Genomic DNA, 18,241 nt, shown 5'->3' on the forward strand with positions numbered 1-18,241 from the left:
GCCGCCAGACCGTCCGCCAGACTCAACTGACCCAAAACACGATCCGCCATCCCGAATCTCCCTGCTCCAACCTTCACCACAGAATCACCGTTCGGCTTCTGTGCAAAGGTCTCACAGGGGGAGAAGGGAAGAGGCAGGCGCTACCCCAATTCCTCTGAATACCCGATCTCGACCCCATACTCGGCGGCCGCGTCGAGTATCGTGCGCCACAGGCTTTCCGCGAAGGTTGCAAACACCAGAAGATTGAACACCGCCTGACCGTCCGGCCGGTCATAGCCACGCCAGAGATTGACGCTGGTATGGTCGATCGATGTCGCGGCGGCAGTGCCGGTCGGAAACGCCGCCGGGTGCTGATCGATCGACGACAATTTCGCCAGCATGGCGCGCGTCTTGGCACCCGAGACCCTGATCAGGGCGCGCGCATGCGACTGGTCGGACAGTGAGGCCGATTGCGAGAACGCCTCGCTCAACGTATCGATCGTGTGCTTGCCGGCCTTCGACAGAACGAAGAACTGATCCGGTCCCGACCAGATGAGCGTCACGTCCGAAGCGCTGACCGCCTTCGGCATATCCGGAGCCGCCATGCCGAAACGGACTTCCGCGGCGCTGGCCAGTTCCGCCCCTTTGCCGCGTCGCGCCATCACCTGGACGAGGTCGAAATTGCGGATCTCGGTGAGCGAAATGCCCGGTTCGACGTCACGCGCGCCATAGTCGCCCACGACAAGCGCGTGCTCCAGCGGACTGCGGGAAACCCAGGAAAATTCAGCCACGCTGGCGCCCTCCATCCGGATCGTAGAAGACGGGATTGCACAGCTCGACATCATAGTCTTCGCCGCGCAGCGGGTCATGCGCATGAACGATCTCGCCGATCCGCTCGCGGCCGCGCTCGACAAGTGCCAGCCCGATCCACTGGTCGAGCGTCGGCGAGAAGCAGACCGACGTGACATAGCCCTGGTCGTTGGCGGAACCCGGTATCTCGCCCTTCGGAATGATATGCGCGCCGGCGCGCAGGCGGCGCGCTCTGTCCGTCGACTTGATGCCGACCACGACCTGCCGGTCGGGAGCGACCAGCGCCTCGCGTCCGGCCATGACGCGGCCGATGAAATCCTTCTTGGTCGACATCATCTTGCCCAGGCCGAGATCGGCAGCGGTGGTGGTGCCGTTCAGCTCCGGTCCGGCGACATGGCCCTTTTCGATGCGCATGACGCCGAGCGCCTCGGTGCCGTAGGGCATCACGCCGAATTGCTTGCCGGCCAGCATCAGGTTGCGCACAAGCGCGTCGCCATAGCGGGCCGGAACGGAGATCTCGAACGCCATCTCGCCGGAGAACGAGATGCGGAACAGCCGTGCCCTGATGCCACCGCGAAGCGCGACTTCGCGCGCGCCCATGAAGGGAAAGCCCTCGTTCGACAGATCCTCGGCCGGATCAACGATTTCCCGAAGCAGATCTCGGGTTTTCGGCCCGGCGATAGAGAATTGCGCCCACTGGTCGGAGACGGAGGTCAGCTGCACGTCGAGTTCAGGAAACAGCACCTGCCGGCAGAATTCGAGATGCTGCATCACCGGGCCGGCCTTGGCGGTGGTGGTGGTCAGGAAATAATGATCCTCGGCCAGCCGCGACGTGGTGCCGTCGTCATAGACGATGCCGTCCTCGCGCAGCATCAGCCCGTAGCGGGCTTTTCCCACGGCGAGACTGGAGAAGGTGTTGATATAGACGCGGTCGAGGAAGGCGCCGGCATCCGGGCCGTGCACATCGATCTTGCCGAGCGTCGAGACATCGCAGAAGCCGACGGCAGAGCGCACCGCCTTGACCTCGCGGGTGACCGATTCCAGCCAATCCTTTTCGCCGGCGCGTGGGTACCATTGCGCGCGCTTCCACAAGCCGGTGTCGACGAACACCGCGTCCTGTTCAGCTGCCCAGTGATGCGACGGCGTCAGTCTTGTCGCATGGAAGGTCTCGTCGCGATGATGGCCGGCAAAGGCGCCGATGGCGACCGGCACATAGGGCGGACGGTAGATCGTCGTGCCGGTCTCGGGGATGGATCTGCCTGACACCGCCGCCATGATGGCGAGGCCGGCGACGTTCGAGGTTTTGCCCTGGTCGGTGGCCATGCCGAGCGTCGTATAGCGCTTCAGATGTTCGACCGATTCAAAGCCTTCGCGCTGCGCCAGTTCGATGTCGGAAGCGGTGACGTCATGCTGGTAGTCGACAAAGGCTTTGCCTTTACCGGCGACATGCCAGAGCGGGGTCAGCGAAAATGCCTCGTCGTCGGCGACGGGCGGCATGCCGGCGTTGCCGCTGTGTCCGACGCTCTGCGCCGCCGCAGCACCCGCGGCAAATCCTTGGCTCAGGCAGGCGCCGAGGCCGAAGGCGCCATTGGCGGCACCGGCGGCCACCATGCCAGGAGGGGCGCCGTCCGGCACGAAGGCCGATATATCGTCCTGCCATTTCGGCCGGCCGCGATGGTAGGAGGTCAGCCCGACTGCCGGATTCCAGCCGCCTGAGACGGCAAGCCCGTCGGCTTCGACTTCCGCACGGGCGCCGCCGGCAAGCGACACCGAGATTTTCCGGACGCCGTCCTTGCCGCCTTCGACACCGGCAACCGAACCGTTCAATACCGGAAACTCGGCTTTGGCGGCGAGAGCGCGATGCTTGGCTGACACATCCGGGCGTGCATCGACGACCGCTGCGATCTGCAATCCGGCGCCAAGCGCGGTCTCGACAGTCCGCCAGCCATCCTCATTGTTGGTGAACAGCGCGATCCTCTTCGCAGGGGTTGCCGCATAGCGCTCGACATAGGTCCGCATTGCCGAAGCCATCATCACGCCGGGCGTGTCGTTGCCGGCAAAGACGATCGGCCGTTCGATGGCGCCGGCGGCAACAATCGAGCGCTTTGCCACGATCCGCCACAGCCGCTGGCGCACCTGATGCTCCGGCGGGGAGGGCAGATGATCGTTGACCCGCTCGATCGCGCCATAAGTGCCGCCATCATAGACGCCGAACAGTGTCGTGCGGTTCATGATGCGGACATCGGGCAGCGTCGTGAGCTCGGCCAGCGTGCGGGAGATCCATTCGGCCGCCGTCATGCCGTCGATCGTGCCGCCATCGGCAAGCAGGCGGCCGCCAAGCGCAAAATCTTCCTCGCAGAGGATGACGCGGGCGCCGCTGCGCCCGGCGGCAAGCGCTGCCGCCAGCCCGGCCGGGCCGGAACCGGCGATCAGAACGTCGCAATACGCCCAGGCCTTGTCGTAATGGTCGGGATCGGCGACGCCAGCTGCGCGGCCAAGACCGGCGGCGCGGCGGATTGCCGGCTCGTAGATCGCTTCCCAGAATTTTGCCGGCCACATGAAGGTCTTGTAGTAGAAGCCGGCAACGAAGATCGGCGCGAACAGCTGGTTCACCGCCATCAGATCGTGCCGCAGCGACGGCCAGCGGTTCTGGCTGGCTGCTTCGAGACCGTCATAAAGCTCGGCTGTGGTCGCCTTGGTGTTTGGCTCGCGCCGCGCCCCCGTTCGCAGCTCGACCAGCGCATTGGGCTCTTCTGAGCCTGCGGTCAGGATGCCGCGCGGCCGGTGGTATTTGAACGAGCGGCCGACCAGCTTGACGCCATTGGCGATCAGGGCCGAGGCAAGCGTGTCGCCCTCGAAGCCGGCAAAGGTTTTGCCGTCGAAGCGAAAATTCAGCGGTGCCGAACGATCGATAAGGCCGCCGCTCTCCAGCCGGTGTGTCTGTGCGCGGCTAACCATCAGGCGCCAACCTTGGCGGCACCGACGCCCGCCGCCGGCTCGACCGACGAAATCTCGTGTGTCAGCGTGTTGCGGGTGATCTTCAGCCAGGCCCGGCAGCCGCCGCCATGATACCAATGCTCGGTCGTCTCGCCGGCAATGTTGTCGCGCAGATAGACGTAGTCGAAGACGTCGTCCTCCGAGGCGCCGGCCGCCGGACGCACCGGCTTGGCGTCGCCCAGATAGGTGAACTCGCCGAGTTCGCGTTCGCCGCAGAAGGGACAGACAATACGCATGTTTTCTGGAAAGTCCTCAGTGCAGGTTCGGTTGGGCGCCGACGCCCTTTTCATCGATCATCGCGCCGCGCCGGAACCGGTCGAGGCGGAAACGGGCCGCCTCCTTGTGCAATTCGTCGCGGGCCAGAAGATGAGCAAAGACAAGACCGGAGCCGGGCGTCGCCTTGAAGCCGCCATAGCACCAGCCGGCGTTGAGATAGAGCCCGTCCACCGGCGTCTTGTCGATGATCGGCGACCCGTCCATCGACATGTCCATGATGCCACCCCATTGCCGCAACAGGCGCACGCGACCGATCATCGGCATCAGCGCCATGCCGCCCTCGCACACGTCTTCCATGACTGGCATGTTGCCGCGCTGGGCATAGGAATTGTAGCCGTCGATGTCGCCGCCGAAGACCAGCCCGCCCTTGTCGGACTGGCTGACGTAGAAATGGCCGGCGCCGAAGGTCATGACGTTGGGGATCAGCGGCTTGATCGCCTCGGAAACGAAGGCCTGCAGCACATGGCTTTCGATCGGCAGGCGCAGGCCCGCCATCGCCGCGACGCGCGACGAACTGCCGGCAACGGCCATGCCGACCTTGCCGGCGCCGATCTTGCCGCGTGTCGTCTCGACCCCGGTCAGCTTGCCGTTGGCGTCGCGCGAAAAACCTGTCACCTCACAATTCTGGATGATGTCAACGCCGAGCGCACTCGCCGCATGGGCGTAGCCCCAGACCACGGCGTCGTGGCGCGCCGTGCCGCCACGCCGCTGCAACAGCCCCCCTTGCACGGGAAAGCGCGCATTGTCGAAGTTCAGGAACGGCATCATCTTCTTGACCGCCGCCAAGTCGAGCAATTCGGCATCGATGCCGTTGATGCGCATGGTGTTGCCGCGCCGCGCATAGGCGTCGCGCTGCGCGTCGGAATGATAGAGGTTGATGACACCGCGCTGGCTGACCATCGTGTTGTAGTTGAGGTCCTGCTCCATGCGCTCCCACAGCTTCATCGACAGCTCGTAGAAGCCGGTATTGCCGGGCAGCCCGTAATTGGAGCGGATGATGGTGGTGTTGCGTCCGGCATTGCCGGAGCCGATCCAGCCCTTTTCCAGCACGGCGACATTCCTGATGCCGTACTCGCTGGCCAGGAACCATGCCGTCGCCAGGCCGTGGCCGCCGCCGCCGATGATCACCACGTCGTAGTGATCCTTCGGGCTGGCGTCGCGCCAGGTGCGCTGCCAATTCTTGTGGCCGGAAAGTGCGGCGCGGGCGAGGGAGAAGATCGAGTGTCTCATAAATCTATTCCGAGGTCGCTCGCGCCACGCAGGGCCTTTCTTGACGCATCGGAATCATCCGAAAACCGCTTCACACTTTTCAGTCCGATGCTCTAGATATCCAGCGTGTGGTCACGCTCCCACTGGGTGAAGTGGGAAGCATAGGAATTCCATTCCTGGTGCTTGAGCTTTAGGTAAGCCGACGAGAATTCCTCACCCAGCGCCGCCTTGAGCGATTTGTCATTGTCGAACTCGCGCAATGCATCGAGCAGGTTGAGCGGCAGCTTCGGCGCGCCCTCCACCGTGTGTCCGAACTGGTACATGTCGATGTCGTAGCGCTTGCCGGGATCGGCCTTCGAGCGGATGCCGTCGAGGCCGGCGGCGATGATGACGGCCTGCAGCAGATAAGGGTTAGCCGCGCCGTCGGGCAAGCGCAGCTCGAAGCGGCCGGGGCCGGGCACGCGCACCATGTGGGTGCGGTTGTTGCCGGTCCAGGTCACCGAGTTGGGCGCCCAGGTCGCGCCCGAAATGGTGCGCGGCGCGTTGATGCGCTTGTAGGAATTGACCGTCGGGTTGGTGATCGCGGCAAGTGCCGAGGCATGCTTCATGATGCCGCCAAGGAAATTCTTGCCCTTCGCCGACAGGCCGAGTTCCATGGCATTGTCGGCAAAGACATTGGTCTTGCCGTCCTTGTCCCACACCGAAATGTGCGCGTGACAGCCATTGCCGGTCAGGCCGGGGAATGGTTTTGGCATGAAGGTGGCGCGCAGGCCGTGCTTTTCGGCAACGGACCTCACCATGAACTTGAAGAAGGAATGCTTGTCGGCGGTCGCCAGCGCATCGTCGAAAGCCCAGTTCATCTCGAACTGGCCGTTAGCGTCCTCATGGTCGTTCTGGTAGGCGCCCCAGCCGAGCGCCAGCATGTGGTCGCAGATCTCGGCGATGACATCGTAGCGGCGCATCACCGCCTGCTGGTCGTAGCAGGGCTTCGACGCCGTGTCGTATTCGTCGGAGATCGTCTTGCCGTCCGGCGAGATCAGGAAGAACTCAGCCTCGACGCCGGTCTTGACATGCATGCCGTCGCCGGCTGCCTCGGCAATCAGCCGCTTCAGCGTGTTGCGCGGCGCCTGGGCGACCGATTTGTCGTCCATGATGCAGTTGGCGGCGACCCAGGCGACCTCCGGCTTCCACGGCAACTGGATAACCGAATCCGGATCCGGCACCGCCAGCATGTCGGGATGCGCCGGCGTCAGGTCGAGCCAGGTGGCAAAGCCGGCAAAGCCGGCACCGTCCTTCTGCATGTCGGCGATGGCCTGCGCCGGCACCAGCTTGGCGCGCTGGCCGCCGAACAGGTCGGTGTAGGATATCATGAAATATTTGACGCCGTTCTCTTTGGCGAATGCGGCGAGATCGTTCCCCATTATAGTTCCTCGCTTATGGAATTTTGGTGGCCTGATTGTCTTAGAAGCCGTTCTTCCCCGGTATCCAGTTGGTGCCGGCCAGCGGCACGCCGGCCATGGCGGCGGCTTCGATCGTGAGCGCGACGAGATCCTCGGGCTCGAGATTGTGCAGGCTGTTCTTGCCGCACGCACGGGCAATGGTCTGCGCCTCCAGCGTCATCACCTTCAGGTAATTCGCCAATCGCCGTCCGGCGGCGATCGGGTCGACCCGCTTCATCAGCTCGGGGTCCTGCGTGGTGATGCCAGCCGGATCGCGTCCCTCATGCCAGTCGTCATAGGCGCCGGCTGTGGTGCCAAGCTCGTTGTAGTCCGCCTCCCAGCGCGGGTCGTTGTCGCCGAGCGCGACAAGTGCTGCGGTGCCGATCGACACCGCGTCGACGCCGAGCGCCAGCGCCTTGGCGACATCGGCGCCGTTGCGGATGCCGCCAGAGACGATCAGCTGCACCTTGCGGTGCATGCCGAGATCCTGCAGCGCCTGCACCGCCGGCCTGATGCAGGCAAGCGTCGGCTGGCCGACATTCTCGATGAACACTTCCTGGGTTGCGGCGGTGCCGCCCTGCATGCCGTCGATCACGACGACATCTGCGCCTGACTTCACTGCAAGGGCTGTATCGTAGTAGGGCCGCGCGCCGCCGACCTTGACGTAGATCGGCTTTTCCCAGTCGGTGATTTCGCGCAGCTCCAGGATCTTGATCTCGAGATCGTCCGGCCCGGTCCAGTCGGGATGGCGCGAGGCCGAGCGCTGGTCGATGCCCTTCGGCAGCGTGCGCATTTCGGCAACCCGGTCGGAGATCTTCTGGCCAAGCAGCATGCCGCCGCCGCCGGGCTTGGCACCCTGGCCGACGACGATCTCGATCGCATCGGCCCGGCGCAAATCGCGCGGGTTCATGCCGTAACGCGAAGGCAGATATTGATAGACCAGCGTCTGCGAGTGGCCGCGCTCTTCCTCGGTCATGCCGCCGTCGCCGGTGGTCGTCGAGGTGCCGGACAGCGTCGCGCCGCGGCCCAAGGCCTCTTTTGCCGGGCCGGACAGCGACCCGAAACTCATGCCGGCGATGGTGATCGGGATTTTCAGCTCGATCGGCTTCTTGGCATGGCGCGAGCCCAGCACGACACTGGTGTCGCAGCGCTCGCGATAGCCTTCGAGCGGATAACGCGAGATCGAGGCGCCGAGGAACAGCAGGTCGTCGAAATGCGGCAGCTTGCGCTTGGCGCCGGCGCCGCGGATGTCATAGATGCCGGTCGCCGCCGCGCGGCGGATCTCGGAGAGCGTGTAGTCGTCGAAGGTCGCGGATTTGCGCGGCGTCGTCGGCGGGTTGCGATAGGTCATGCTGCCTCAATACGCGTCGGCGTTGTCGATGTTGAAATTGTAGAGCGTGCGCGCCGAGCCGTAACGCTTGAACTCCGCCGCTTTGACGCCGGTCACCCCTGCGCGGTCGAGCAGGCCCTGCAGCAACTCCAGGTGCTCGGGCCGCATCTCCTTGGCGATGCAGTCGGCGCCGAGGCTTTCGACCTTGCCGCGCACGAACAGCCGCGCCTCGTAGATGGAATCGCCGAGTGCGTCACCGGCATCGCCCAGCACCACCAGATTGCCGGACTGCGCCATGAAGGCCGACATGTGGCCGATATTGCCCTGAACGACGATGTCGATGCCCTTCATCGAAATGCCGCAGCGCGACGACGCATTGCCCTCGATGACCAGAAGCCCGCCCTTGCCGGTGGCGCCGGCATATTGGCTGGCATCGCCTTTGACTGTTATCGAGCCCGACATCATGTTTTCGCCGACGCCCGGTCCGGCCGAGCCATGCACTGTGATGCTGCTGCCGTCGTTCATGCCACCGCAATAATAGCCGACGCTGCCGCGGACATCGATGGTGATCGGCTGGTCGACGCCGACGGCGACCGAATGGCTGCCTTTCGGATGAAGCACCTCCCAGGCGGTCTCGTTCGAACCGGGGGTCAAATTGTGAAGCGCCTGATTGAGCTCGCGCAACGGCATTTCGCTGAGGTCGAAGACCCGTGACGCATGGCTCTGGTCGAGTGCTTTGGAGACGTTGATTGCCGGCATGGACTCAGTGCTCCCAGAAATAGACGGTTGCGGGCTCGGGTTCCCAGACCCTCGCATTGTCTATGCCGGGCAGTTTGGTGAGCGCGCGATATTCCGAGCCGAAGGCGACATACTGGTCGGTTTCGGCCATGACGGCAGGCTTGCAGGCGATCGGATCGCGCACCACGCCGAAGCCGTTTTTGGTGCCGACGACGAAGGTGAAGAAGCCGTCGAGGTCGCTCAGCGTGCCTTCCAGTGCTTCGCCGAGATTCTTGCCATGTGCCATCTGTGAGGAGAGATAGGCGGCCGCGACCTCCGTGTCGTTCTCGGTCTCGAATTTCATCCCTTCGCGGATCAGCTCGCGGCGGACATTGTTGTGATTGGACAGCGAACCATTGTGCACAAGGCACTGGTCGGCGCCGGTCGAGAACGGATGCGCGCCCATCGTCGTCACCGCAGATTCCGTCGCCATGCGGGTATGGCCGATGCCGTGCGTGCCGGTCATGCTGCGCACGTCGAAACGATCGACAACCGCCTCCGGCAAGCCGACTTCCTTGTAGATCTCGACAACGTCGCCGGCCCCCATGATGCGGATATCAGGGCGAAGCGTCTGGATGGCCTCGCGCGCTTCATCGATCTTGGCGGGCGTGGTCCTGACGACGGCATGGGTCGACTTCACTGCAATGCTGACCGGGGCTCCGATCGCTTTGGCCAGTTCGGCGTCGAGACTGCGGAAGTCGCGCTCCGGCTTTGCCGACTGGATGGTGATCTTGGCCTCATTGCCTGTTGGCGCGCCGTAGATGGCGATGCCGGCACTGTCGGGGCCGCGATCGCTGAGCGAGATCAGCATCTGCGACAGCATCGAGCCGAGCTGGGGCTCGAGCGACTTGTCCTTCAAAAACAGTCCGACGATTCCGCACATGTCAGGCTCCCGAGGTGAGGTATGATTAGTGCTACCAGCTTCATGAGTCGAATTCAACTCGCATGAAAGTTTTTTTCATGTTGGACAAGTCGTCTGGCGCAAATGACGCGCCAGACGACCCGATGACGACTTAATGGCGGTCGATCGCCTTTCTCGTTTCCTCTCCGGTGCGATCCGCAGCCATATCGGCTTCGATTTCAGCGCTCTCGTGGCGCGTCTGGAGGACGTGCCAACCGATCCAGAAGACGAGGCCGATGATCACCATCACGACTTCGGAACCCTGAAACGGGTAGATCGCGCCGACGTCCTTGAGGTCCACGGCCCAGCTTTCCATTCCATTAGTAGACATTGCGGTTCTCCTTGTCCGTTGACTATTTGATCATGGCCTTTTCGGCGGTTCCCACTTCGCGGACCGACGCCTCGAAAGCATGGTTGAGGGCAAAGTCGACGCCCTCGAGTTCCACCTTCGCCGGCACGCGCAGGAGGTTCATGCTGTTGAGGATCTTGCAGACTACAAAGGTTGGGACGAAACCGAGCACGAACATCAGCACCGCACCAGCGAAATTGCCGAGCGGGTTGATATGCGCGAAGCCCTCGTAGGGCGAGGATGGCTGTCCCCACAGCATGAAGCCCGCCACCACGACCCCGAGGAATCCGCCATAACCATGCACGGCAACAGCGCCCACCGCATCGTCGATCTTGAAGCGGCGCTCGACGAAATAGTGCAGCTTGTAGCAGATGGTCGGGATGATCGCGCCGATCAGCAGTGCCTGGATCGGGTGATAGAGGTCGTTGCCGGCCGAGGTTGAGATAACGCCGCAAAGTCCCATGGAGAATGTCCAGAAAGGATCGCCTTTCGAGACGATGTAGCCGGCCAGCATCCCGCCCGACAGCGACATCAGGAAGTTGAAGGTGATCGCCGAGAGCGTGGTCGGCGCGAGATAGATGTTGGTTGCCGTCCAGGTTTCGCCGGTGATCTGGCCGGCAATCGTGGCCGGGCTGATCAGCGGAATGTTGCACGCGGCGTAGAAGCCCCAGAAGCCGGTGAAGATCAGGAACAGGCCGATCGTGACCAGCCAGACATTATGGGGTGGGATGTCGCGCGCCGTGCCGTCGGGCCTGAACTTGCCGATGCGCGGACCGAGCACGATGAGAAAGGCGAGCGCCGCTCCGCCTGCGATCGCGTGCACGACCCCCGATGCATAGGCATCATGATAGCCCCAGAGCTTCACCATCCAGCCCTGCGGATGCCAGCCCCAGGACGCGTCGAGGATCCACAGGACCGAACCGACCAGCACCGCGACGATCCAGAACGCACCCGAGCGCGCGCGCTCTATGATCGAACCCGAGATGATTGACGCCGTCGTGATGGAAAACAGCAGGAAGGCGCCCCAGAACACGCCGTTGAGGCGGTGCCACAGCGCAGCATCGGTAGGCGTGACCCCCGTCTCGCCTGGATTGACACCGGAGAGGTGGGTGCCCATCAGCGGATTCCATGGTTCGGCAAATGGTGCGGTGACAAGTCCGCCCGCGATGCCCGGCCCGTTGGGGAAGCCGAAATAGATCCACCAGCCGAAAAAATAGAACGTGATCGTGACGAGTGGGATCGCCATCGCGTTCTTCATGAGCGTTTTCAGGTGATTGCGCCGACGCGACACGCCGACCTCGTACATGCAGAACCCGACATGGATGAGGAACATCATGACGATGGTCACCCAGTAATAGAACTCTGTGAAAATGGTCGTTAGAGCGTTGAGATTCCCTTCCATTTCATGTCCCCTCCGTTTAGTTGCGTTCCTTGCCTCTCAGTAAAACTTTTTGCATCTTAGTATTGCGCGCTTTTGGAGTTTTGAGTCAATATGGCGCGGACCGCCGCATGTGGCCTCAGTGGCCTGCGGGGGCGAAACGTCGGCAATCATGTTGAGGAGAAGCAAGTCCATGACGGCATCCTGGAGATTTTCGACCTTGGCGGATCGCCATCGTGCGCTCGGTTCGAAGCTCGAAGACTGGAGCGGGATGGGCACCGCCTGGACCTACGACAAGGACGCCGACGAGGAATACATCGCCATCCGCACCAAGGCCGGGCTGATGGACGTGTCGGGCCTGAAGAAGGTCCACATCACCGGGCCGCATGCCTCGCATCTGATCGACCTGGCGACGACGCGCGACGTCGAGAAAATATATCCTGGCAAGTCGGCCTATGCCTGCATGCTCAACGAGGCGGGAAAATTCACCGACGACTGCATCCTCTACCGCACCGGTCCGAATGCCTGGATGGTCGTGCATGGTTCGGGCACCGGCCATGAGGAGTTGCAACGCGCCGCGATGGGCCGCGATGTCTCGCTGCGCTTCGACGACAATCTGCACGACCTTTCGCTGCAGGGGCCGACGTCAGTCGACTATCTGGCAAAGCATGTCCCCGGCATTCGCGACCTCGCCTATTTCCATCACATGCAGACCCGGCTGTTCGGTTTTCCGGTGATGATCTCGCGCACCGGCTACACCGGCGAGCGCGGCTACGAGATATTCTGCCGCGGCCAGGATGCCGGCACGATCTGGGACACCATTCTCGACGAGGGCAAGAGCGCCGGCATCATTCCGTGCCGGTTCACCACGCTCGATATGCTGCGCGTCGAGAGCTATCTCTTGTTCTACCCCTACGACAATTCGCAGAAGTATCCGTTCGAGAACGAAGGCCCTGGCGATACGCTGTGGGAACTCGGCCTCGATTTCACCGTCAGCCCCGGCAAGACAGGCTTTCGCGGCGCCGAGGAGCACTACCGCCTCAAGGGCAAGGAGCGCTTCAAGATCTTCGGCGTGCTGCTCGAAGGTAAGGAGCCGGCCGACGAGGGCGCGCCGGTCTATCGCGACGGCAAAAAGGTCGGGGTGGTGACCTGCGCCATGTATTCACCGCTGGTCAAGAAATCGATGGGCATTGCCCGGCTCGACGTCGACTGCGCCGTTCATGGCACCAGGCTCGAGATCCGCAACAAGAGCGGCGCCATCAGCGCGACGGCTGAGCCGCTTCCCTTCGACGATCCGAAGAAGACCAAGCGCACGGCGAAAGGCTGAGGCATACCGAGAGAATGGCAGCGAAAAGCATCATCAGCCGGCCGGTTTATGGAACCCTGTCCCCGCAGCCCGGCAAGCACCATCTTTTCGTGGCGGATGCAGAGGGTGCGTTGGCGATATCAGATATGGCCGCTAAGGCGCCCGCCGGCTTCTTTGCCGACGCCCATATCATCTTCATCCCCGGCCCCAGCCCCGACCATGACGGCAAGCATGTCGCCGCACTCGAGGCGCTGAAGCCGGCACAACTCTACCAGGGACCTTCCTTTGCCAGCGCCTTGCCGCGGCTGAAGCAGACCCTGGCAAACGCCCATATGGGCCTGCGCCTCTATCTCGCCGGCACCGAGGGGTTGATCGGCCAGGCCATGCAGGCGGCGCTCGAAGCCGGTATCGACCATACCTCGATCCAGACCGAGCACCGCGGCTTGCTGGCGCGCCGCATGCAGTGCGTTCACTGCAAGGGCATCACCGAAAACGTGACGACGCAGCCGGCGACCTGTTCGCATTGTGGCCTGCTTCTTCTGGTACGCGATCACTATTCCAGGCGCCTCGCGGCATTCCAGGGCGTCTGCATCAATGCGGAAGACCGCAGCGAAATTCCTCCCACGGAGGAGATCTTTCGATGAGCACCGGCACTACCAAGCTTGACGTCGTGGTGAGCGATGTCGTCCCGGTCAACGAATTGGTGACGCGCTTCCATTTCCGCAGGCGTGATGGAGCGCTGCTGCCGACATTCTCCGGCGGCGCCCACGTCGTCGTCGAAATGCGCGATGGTGAGCGGACCAGGCTCAATCCCTATTCGCTGATGGGCTCGCCGCTCGACACGCGCGAATACACGATCTCGGTGCGACGCGACGATGTCGGTCGAGGCGGCTCGCTGTTCATGCACAGGCATGTCAGGCCCGGCATGGAGATGGTGATCAGCTATCCGGTCAATCTGTTCTCGCTCGATTTGCGTGCCAGGAAGCATCTTATGCTGGCGGGAGGCATCGGCATCACGCCGTTCATGGCGCAGACCGCGCAGCTGGCGGCGGAAGGCGGCAATTTCGAGCTGCATTACACCTGCCGCACCGCCTCGCTCGGGACCTACGCCGATGTGCTCCGAGAGCGCTACGACCGCCGGGTCAGGCTCTATCACGACGACCGCGACGAGCGCATCGAGCTCGACCGGCTGCTGTCGTCGCAGCCGCTCGGCACGCATCTCTATGTCTGCGGCCCGTCGGGCATGATCGGCTGGGTGTGCGATCGCGCCGCCGCTCTCGGCTGGCCGACGGAGACCGTCCATTTCGAGCATTTCGCAGCCCCCCAGCCCGGCGCGCCGTTCGAGGTGACGCTGGCTGTCAGCGGCAAGACGATCCGCGTCGGCGAGCAGCAGAGCCTGCTCGAAGCGATCGAGGCCGCCGGCGTCGATCCGCCCTATCTCTGCCGCGGCGGCGTCTGCGGCCAGTGCGAAACCAACGTCATCGCGCATGACGGCAAATTCATCCACAACGACCACTGGCTGAGCGAGGACGAGCATCGATCCTGCAAGAAGATCATGCCCTGCGTGTCGCGCTTCGAGGGCAGGTCGCTGGTGCTGGAAAGATAGGAGGCGAGCTTGGGAATCACCTTTCGCAAGGAAACGTTCCGCGACGACTTCACCTTCAAGAACAGCCCGGAGCACATCAGGCGGTTTCCGTTCCCGTTCCACGAAGACAGCTACATGTATGCGGTCAACATCGAGCCGCATGTTCTGGGGCCGAAGGGCAGCGTGCTCGAAAACCTGATCGACGTCGACGAGCACTATGTCGCCGAGATGCAGGACCGCGCGTTGGTGCTGGCCGAGGACCCGCTGCGCTGCCAGTCGCTGCCGCACATGACGTTGGCCGGCTGGGACCTGCTCGAACTTCTGATGGAGCAGCAGGCGCTGGGCTATCCCGAGCATTTTACGCTTACGCGCGACGGCGACCGCTGGCGCTGGATCAACCGGCCGCTCGGCATCGACGACACCTTCACCTTCGGCGACGTGTCGACACTGCCCTATGGGCCGATGGAATACATCACGCGGCAGAGCCAAGGCGATTTCTGCATCCTCGACCAGCGCGACGGCAATCTGTGGATGGATGCCGGCATGGTCACCACCCAAGCCGACTGGTCGCTGGATTTTGACATCGGCATGAACTTCTTCGAATGGCACGCGCCGGTGCCGCTGGCGCATGAGAAGGGCATATTCGTCCGGGCGCTGAAGTTCCTCACCAACATCCAGCAAGGCAAGCCGGCGCGACGGCTGAACTGGACGATGACCATCAATCCGCGCCTCGACACCAGTCCGGAAAATTATCACAAATGGGGACCGGACCGGGCGACGGTGACGCCCGAAAACGTCGGCGACAAGGTCCATCTGCGCGTCGAATTGCAAAGTTTCTGGCGGCTGCCGCGTTCGAACGGCATCGTCTTTCCGATCCGCTGCTACCTGATCAAGATGGACGAGCTGGTGACGCAGCCGAAATGGGCAAGGCGCCTGCATCGCGTGATCCGCGACCTTCCCGAAGAACTCGCCAATTACAAGGGCCTGACGCGCTATCGGCCGACGCTGCTCGAGTGGCTGTCGAAGCTGGATGATGGCAGCCCGACGTCAGCAGGCTTCGGGCCGGACTGAGCGCTCTATCTTTTTGCTGTTCGCGCTGCCCCTCACCCTTACCCTCTCCCCGTGAAGAACGGGGAGAGGGGGATCGCCAGCGTTACCGCCAAGTCCCTTCTCCCCGTTCTTCACGGGGAGAAGGTGCCGGCAGGCAGATGAGGGGCGGCGCCGACGTTCGGAAGCCTCCTCACCCAGCACTACTCTGCGGATAGCAGATGATCGAGAGATAGCGCATCGGCAGTTGCGTCAGCACTTCCGGCCCGTGCGGCGCATCGGCGTCGAAGAACAGGCTGTCGCCTGGCTTCATCGGGTAGAGATTGCTGCCATGCCGGTAAACGACCTCGCCCTCGAGCATGTAGAGAAACTCCATGCCTTCATGCTGGAAGGTCGGAAACACATCGGAATCCTCGGTCAGCGTGATCAGATAGGGCTCGACGACAACGCCGCTGGTGTTCGAGCCGATATGGCCGAGAAGATTGTACTGGTGGCCGGCACGCGTGCCGCGCCGCTCGACGTCGAGCCCTTCGCCAGCCTTGACGAAGACGGCGCTACGTTCCTCCTCGAAGCGGCGAAAGAAGGCGGTGACCGGAACGCCGAGCGCCCGCGACAGCGCCTGCAGCGTCGTCAGCGACGGCGAGGTGATGCCGTTTTCGATCTTCGACAGCATGCCGAGCGAAATGTCGGTGGCAACAGCAAGATCGGCGACGGTGATGCCGAGCTTCTTGCGGAACGCCCGCACCTCGCGGCCGATCGCCACCTCCAGGACCTTTTCACGGGTGTCGCGAATGGCATGCGGATCCTGGGTCAGTGGCGTCCGGATCGTTGCCACGCCCTTCGGCGATGGCTTGGTCTTGGCGGGGGCTGCCCCATTCCTGAAATTGGAAGCTTTCTTCGCCATGTCGCCACCCCGGGGTTTTGCGGATTTATTTCACTCACGGTGAACATATTCGGTGCCGATACAGGAGCGCAACCGCCACACAACGATCCACGATCGATTTGTTTGTTTTCCAATACCCACGACGATCAGGTTTCGCTGAAATCCGGCCCGGCGAAAACGAGGTTTCGCAACAAGGCCTGTTGACAGCATCGAAGGGGCAATTACTGTCCTGTCAGTGAAATTTGTTTCGTTAGGGAAATGAGACCGGGAGGCCTGCAATGAAAAGTCGTGTTGCCGTCATTGGAGCCGGACCTTCCGGCATGGCCCAGCTTCGAGCCTTCAAGGCGGCTGCCGACAAGGGCGCGGACATCCCGGAAATCGTCTGCTTCGAAAAGCAGTCCGACTGGGGCGGCCTGTGGAATTACACCTGGCGCACCGGCCTCGACGAGCATGGCGACCCGGTGCATGGCTCGATGTACCGTTACCTCTGGTCGAACGGACCGAAGGAATGCCTCGAATTCGCCGACTATACGTTCGAGGAGCATTTCGGCCGGCCGATCGGCTCCTATCCGCCGCGCGCCGTGCTGTGGGACTACATCAAGGGCCGCGTCGAAAAATCCGGCGTGCGCAAATGGGTGCGCTTCAACAGCCCGGTGCGCATGGTGACCTTCTCCGACGCGACGAAAAAGTTCACCGTCACCGCGCATGACCGCGCCAACGACGTCACCTATTCGGAGGAGTTCGACAACGTCGTCGTTGCCTCCGGGCATTTTTCCGTGCCCAACGTCCCCTATTTCGAGGGCTTCTCGACCTTCAACGGCCGCATCCTGCACAGCCACGATTTCCGCGACGCCATGGAATTCAAGGGCAAGGACATATTGATCATCGGCCGCTCCTATTCGGCCGAGGACATTGGCTCGCAATGCTACAAATACGGCGCGAAATCGATCACCTCCAGCTACCGCTCGAAGCCGATGGGCTTCAAATGGCCTGACAATTGGAAGGAAGTGCCGCTGCTGCAGAAGGTCATCGGCAAGACCGCGCATTTCAAGGACGGCAGCACCAGGGATGTCGACGCCATCATCCTGTGCACCGGCTACCTGCACGCCTTCCCGTTCCTCACCGAGGATCTGAAGCTCAAGACCGCCAACCGCATGTGGCCGGACGGGCTCTACGAGGGCGTCGTCTGGGAGAAGAACCCGCGGCTGTCCTATATCGGCATGCAGGACCAGTTCTACACCTTCAACATGTTCGACGCGCAGGCCTGGTTCGCCCGCGATGTCATCATGGGCCGCATCAAGCTGCCTTCGGCCGAGGCGATGGCGGAACACGGCAGGAAGTGGCGGGCGCGCGAGGAAACGCTGGAAGACGCCGAGCAGATGATCTGGTTCCAGGGCGACTACACCAAGGAGCTGATGGAGCAGACCGACTATCCCGGCTTCGATGTCGAGACTGTCAATCAAACCTTCATGGAGTGGGAGCACCACAAGGTGGAAGACATTATGAGCTTCCGCGACCACGCCTACCGCTCGCTGATGACCGGCACGATGGCACCGCTGCACCATACGCCCTGGCTGCAGGCGATGGACGACTCGATGGAAAGCTATCTGGAGGTGAAAGGGGTGGCGGCGGAATAGCGACTTCCTCGCGGGGCCGGACTGCATGACAGCCTGCCAGCTTGCAACCCATCGAACCGTCAAATCCTCTGTGCAGAGGGTCCAGTTAAAGCGCTTCGCGTTTGGATGGATTTATGCGACGCGCTATAAGTTCTTTTTATGCATGTCGTTACCGCAAACCCGCTGCTCACTTTTGCGCGACATGCATTACTTGCTGCGGGCCTCGCGCACGTCTTTCGTCGCCTCAATGATCCGCTCGAGCAAGGCATGGAGATCGTCGCGGTGGCCGCTGCGGCCGGCGGGGCCGTCTTCATCGGATGTCATGACCACGGTCAGCGCGCGCCCGGGCACAACATAGA

General features: G+C 62.7%; 16 protein-coding genes. 5 read left to right on the forward strand and 11 right to left on the reverse strand.

The features are described from left to right. Positions 1-140: 140 nt before the first annotated feature. The 10 genes from EOC93_RS26730 to EOC93_RS26775 all read right to left on the reverse strand — a co-directional run bounded on the left by EOC93_RS26730 (position 141) and on the right by EOC93_RS26775 (position 11,469). The gene (locus EOC93_RS26730; RefSeq protein ID WP_127206125.1) at positions 141-770 is read right to left on the reverse strand and encodes a sarcosine oxidase subunit gamma family protein; all 630 of its coding nucleotides are present in this window, start codon (positions 768-770) and stop codon (positions 141-143) included. Then, entirely contained in the window at positions 763-3,747 is a 2,985-nt protein-coding gene (locus EOC93_RS26735; RefSeq protein ID WP_127206126.1) for a sarcosine oxidase subunit alpha, read from the reverse strand. Before EOC93_RS26735 ends, EOC93_RS26730 begins: the two co-directional genes overlap by 8 nt. Next, positions 3,747-4,022, reverse strand: coding sequence for a sarcosine oxidase subunit delta (locus EOC93_RS26740; RefSeq protein WP_127206127.1), 276 nt, complete (start codon positions 4,020-4,022; stop codon positions 3,747-3,749). The genes EOC93_RS26735 and EOC93_RS26740 overlap by 1 nt, the downstream gene beginning before the upstream one ends. A gap of 16 nt (positions 4,023-4,038) precedes the next feature. Beyond that, positions 4,039-5,292: a sarcosine oxidase subunit beta family protein gene (locus EOC93_RS26745; RefSeq protein WP_127206128.1), complete on the reverse strand. Its 1,254-nt coding sequence runs from the start codon at positions 5,290-5,292 to the stop codon at positions 4,039-4,041. Between the two features lie 92 nt (positions 5,293-5,384). After that, complete coding sequence (gene glnT, locus EOC93_RS26750) at positions 5,385-6,692, reverse strand: type III glutamate--ammonia ligase (protein ID WP_127206129.1); 1,308 nt, start codon at positions 6,690-6,692, stop codon at positions 5,385-5,387. A gap of 40 nt (positions 6,693-6,732) precedes the next feature. Then, positions 6,733-8,061 carry an FMN-binding glutamate synthase family protein gene (locus EOC93_RS26755; RefSeq protein ID WP_095483887.1) on the reverse strand — a complete coding sequence of 443 codons (1,329 nt, stop codon included), beginning with the start codon at positions 8,059-8,061 and terminating at the stop codon, positions 6,733-6,735. 6 nt (positions 8,062-8,067) lie between these two features. After that, the gene (locus tag EOC93_RS26760; protein WP_095483888.1) at positions 8,068-8,799 is read right to left on the reverse strand and encodes a GXGXG domain-containing protein; all 732 of its coding nucleotides are present in this window, start codon (positions 8,797-8,799) and stop codon (positions 8,068-8,070) included. Between the two features lie 4 nt (positions 8,800-8,803). Beyond that, positions 8,804-9,700, reverse strand: coding sequence for a glutamine amidotransferase family protein (locus tag EOC93_RS26765; RefSeq protein ID WP_127206130.1), 897 nt, complete (start codon positions 9,698-9,700; stop codon positions 8,804-8,806). Between the two features lie 130 nt (positions 9,701-9,830). Then, positions 9,831-10,019 (reverse strand): hypothetical protein, encoded by a 189-nt coding sequence (locus tag EOC93_RS26770; RefSeq protein WP_245329784.1) that lies wholly within the window; start codon positions 10,017-10,019, stop codon positions 9,831-9,833. 52 nt (positions 10,020-10,071) lie between these two features. Further along, positions 10,072-11,469: an ammonium transporter gene (locus EOC93_RS26775; RefSeq protein ID WP_095483891.1), complete on the reverse strand. Its 1,398-nt coding sequence runs from the start codon at positions 11,467-11,469 to the stop codon at positions 10,072-10,074. A gap of 169 nt (positions 11,470-11,638) precedes the next feature. On the opposite strand from EOC93_RS26775, the gene EOC93_RS26780 reads away from it, so the two are divergent. From EOC93_RS26780 to EOC93_RS26795, 4 genes are read left to right on the forward strand one after another with little or no spacing between them, the layout of a single operon-like run. Then, positions 11,639-12,772 carry an aminomethyltransferase family protein gene (locus tag EOC93_RS26780; protein WP_127206131.1) on the forward strand — a complete coding sequence of 378 codons (1,134 nt, stop codon included), beginning with the start codon at positions 11,639-11,641 and terminating at the stop codon, positions 12,770-12,772. A gap of 14 nt (positions 12,773-12,786) precedes the next feature. Further along, the gene (locus EOC93_RS26785; protein ID WP_127206132.1) at positions 12,787-13,395 is read left to right on the forward strand and encodes a dimethylamine monooxygenase subunit DmmA family protein; all 609 of its coding nucleotides are present in this window, start codon (positions 12,787-12,789) and stop codon (positions 13,393-13,395) included. Beyond that, on the forward strand, positions 13,392-14,357 hold the full coding sequence (locus tag EOC93_RS26790) for a PDR/VanB family oxidoreductase (protein ID WP_127206133.1): 966 nt from the start codon (positions 13,392-13,394) through the stop codon (positions 14,355-14,357). Before EOC93_RS26785 ends, EOC93_RS26790 begins: the two co-directional genes overlap by 4 nt. Positions 14,358-14,366: 9 nt before the next feature. Then, complete coding sequence (locus EOC93_RS26795; RefSeq protein WP_127206134.1) at positions 14,367-15,407, forward strand: DUF3445 domain-containing protein; 1,041 nt, start codon at positions 14,367-14,369, stop codon at positions 15,405-15,407. A 169-nt stretch (positions 15,408-15,576) separates the two neighbouring features. On the opposite strand, the gene EOC93_RS26800 is transcribed toward EOC93_RS26795, so the two are convergent. Then, positions 15,577-16,287, reverse strand: coding sequence for an XRE family transcriptional regulator (locus EOC93_RS26800; protein WP_127206135.1), 711 nt, complete (start codon positions 16,285-16,287; stop codon positions 15,577-15,579). Between the two features lie 257 nt (positions 16,288-16,544). Between EOC93_RS26800 and EOC93_RS26805 the strand changes: the two genes are divergently transcribed. Further along, positions 16,545-17,903: an NAD(P)/FAD-dependent oxidoreductase gene (locus EOC93_RS26805; protein WP_127206136.1), complete on the forward strand. Its 1,359-nt coding sequence runs from the start codon at positions 16,545-16,547 to the stop codon at positions 17,901-17,903. Positions 17,904-18,241: the final 338 nt, after the last annotated feature.

Source organism: Mesorhizobium sp. M6A.T.Ce.TU.002.03.1.1, from assembly GCF_003997275.1.
Classification (GTDB): Bacteria; Pseudomonadota; Alphaproteobacteria; order Rhizobiales; family Rhizobiaceae; genus Mesorhizobium; species Mesorhizobium mediterraneum.